The 2,381-nt window shown below is 65.0% G+C and carries 2 protein-coding genes; one reads left to right on the top strand and one right to left on the bottom strand.

The features are described from left to right. Positions 1-168 precede the first annotated feature (168 nt). Entirely contained in the window at positions 169-651 is a 483-nt protein-coding gene (locus VN856_RS03710; protein WP_325686256.1) for a hypothetical protein, read from the bottom strand. Positions 652-824: 173 nt separating this feature from the next. On the opposite strand from VN856_RS03710, the gene arc reads away from it, so the two are divergent. Beyond that, a partial coding sequence (gene arc / locus VN856_RS03705; RefSeq protein WP_325686254.1) for a proteasome ATPase occupies positions 825-2,381 on the top strand: 1,557 nt, incomplete at its 3' end.

The following is a 2,381-nucleotide window of genomic DNA, read 5'->3' as shown; positions in this document are numbered from 1 at the left end:
GGAGCCGCCTGCGGGGCCGCCGCCGAACTCAGCGACGCCGACGTCGACGGTGCGGAGGTCTCGGGCGACGCATCGTCCTTCGCACTGGAACACCCCGAAAGCCCGAGCACCGCCGCAATCGCGGCGGTGCTCAAGACCGCGTTAAGGCGGCGGGGCATTCAGCGGCCGTCAGTGCGACGAGCGCACAGACTGGATCAGCGTCATCGCCGAGTCGTGCGACAGCTTCCAGCCGCCTTGATCGACGAACCTGAGGTACTCGGGTGTCGGGGCCAGATGCGGGCCCGTCGCGGTGATGGTGGCCGTGGCGGAGCCGGGACCGGCGGGGGCGATGTTGCTGATGTTGAACGTCAGCGGCAGGCTGCCCTTGGCAGCGGCCTTCTGGAGTTCGTGGTCGGCAAGGCTGGCCGGAACGGGGATGCCGCCCTCGATCAGGTAACCCTTGCTCGCGAACGACACGCTGGGGTCCTGCAGCGTGTTCAGCACGGTGGTGAGCTGATTGGCGGTGGGCAGGTCCACTCCGACCGGCGCCGGCGGGTCCTGCGGTAGCGGCGCGCCGAAGACGACCGGCTGAACGCGGGGCGACACAGCGGTAACGGATGCAATGCACGTCACACCGGCGGCCGCAGCGCCGACGGCGGCCAGCGCCGCCATGCCTGTGGCTAGGGTTTTCACGGTCACTAAGGTCCTCTCGGTAAAGCTGACTAAACAAGATGTTAACGCTGTTGCGTGTGTGCCCCATTTCGAGTTCCCGCATGAATTGGAAATCGCCGGTAGCGTTGAGGTATCCACCGCACCACCGTCCCGGAGCGGGAAAGGAGCGCACCATGGGTGAGTTTGAGCGTGAAGCGTTCGGTAACCCGCGCGAGCCAGACCTCTCCAGCGAGGACGCTGCCGAGTTGGAAGAGCTGCGACGCGAGGCTGCAATCCTGCGCGAGCAACTGGACAACGCTGCGGGATCGCACAGTGCCGCACGCAGTCCGCGCGATGTGCACCAGCTCGAGGCGCGTATCGATTCGCTGGCGTCGCGCAACTCCAAGCTGATGGAAACCCTCAAGGAAGCTCGCCAGCAGCTGCTGGCGCTGCGCGAAGAGGTCGATCGGCTCGGGCAGCCGCCCAGCGGCTACGGCGTGCTGTTGTCCACTCACGAGGACGACACCCTTGACGTCTTCACCTCGGGCCGCAAGATGCGCCTGACGTGCTCGCCCAACATCGACGTGAAGTCGTTGCGCAAGGGACAGACCGTTCGGCTCAACGAGGCTTTAACTGTCGTCGAGGCCGGCACGTATGAATCAGTCGGCGAGATTTCAACTCTGCGCGAGATTCTGTCTGACGGGCACCGCGCTCTGGTGGTCGGTCACGCCGACGAGGAGCGCATCGTGTGGCTGGCCGAGCCGCTGGTGGCCGAGGACCTGCCCGACGGTGTGTATGACTCGTCGGACGACGACCTGCGGCCGCGCAAGCTGCGTCCCGGTGACTCGCTGCTGGTGGACACCAAAGCGGGTTACGCCTTCGAGCGCATCCCCAAGGCCGAGGTCGAGGACCTGGTGCTCGAAGAGGTTCCCGACGTCACCTACAACGACATCGGTGGGCTGGGCCGGCAGATCGAGCAGATCCGCGACGCCGTCGAGTTGCCGTTCCTGCACAAGGAGCTCTACCGCGAGTACGCGCTGCGCCCGCCCAAAGGCGTGTTGCTCTACGGCCCGCCCGGTTGCGGTAAGACGTTGATCGCCAAGGCCGTCGCCAACTCGCTGGCCAAGAAGATGGCTGAGGTCCGCGGCGACGACGCCCGCGAGGCCAAGTCCTACTTCCTCAACATCAAAGGCCCCGAGCTGCTGAACAAGTTCGTCGGTGAGACGGAGCGTCACATCCGGCTGATCTTCCAGCGGGCCCGCGAGAAGGCATCCGAGGGCACACCGGTGATCGTGTTCTTCGACGAGATGGACTCGATCTTCCGCACCCGCGGCACCGGGGTTTCCTCCGACGTGGAGACCACCGTCGTCCCGCAGCTGCTCAGCGAGATCGACGGTGTCGAGGGCCTGGAGAACGTCATCGTCATCGGTGCCTCCAACCGTGAGGACATGATCGACCCGGCGATCCTGCGGCCCGGCCGCCTCGACGTGAAGATCAAGATCGAGCGCCCGGACGCCGAGTCGGCCCAGGACATCTTCTCGAAGTACCTCGTCGAGACTCTTCCGGTGCACGCCGATGACATCACCGAATTCGGTGGTGACCGTGGAGCGTGCATCAAGGCGATGATCGAGAAGGTCGTCGACCGGATGTACGCCGAGATCGACGACAACCGGTTCCTCGAGGTCACTTACGCCAATGGCGACAAAGAAGTCATGTACTTCAAGGACTTCAACTCCGGGGCGATGATTCAG

The sequence above is a fragment of the Mycobacterium sp. genome (genome assembly GCF_035603715.1).
Classification (GTDB): domain Bacteria; phylum Actinomycetota; class Actinomycetes; order Mycobacteriales; family Mycobacteriaceae; genus Mycobacterium.
The sequence above is the reverse complement of the archived record's forward strand: the minus strand, read 5'-3'. Positions and strand labels throughout refer to the sequence as shown.

Bases quoted from the DNA above. Each gene is read 5' to 3' on its own strand.
- VN856_RS03710 (WP_325686256.1), bottom strand. From the start codon at position 651: ATGGCGGCGCTGGCCGCCGTCGGCGCTGCGGCCGCCGGTGTGACGTGC.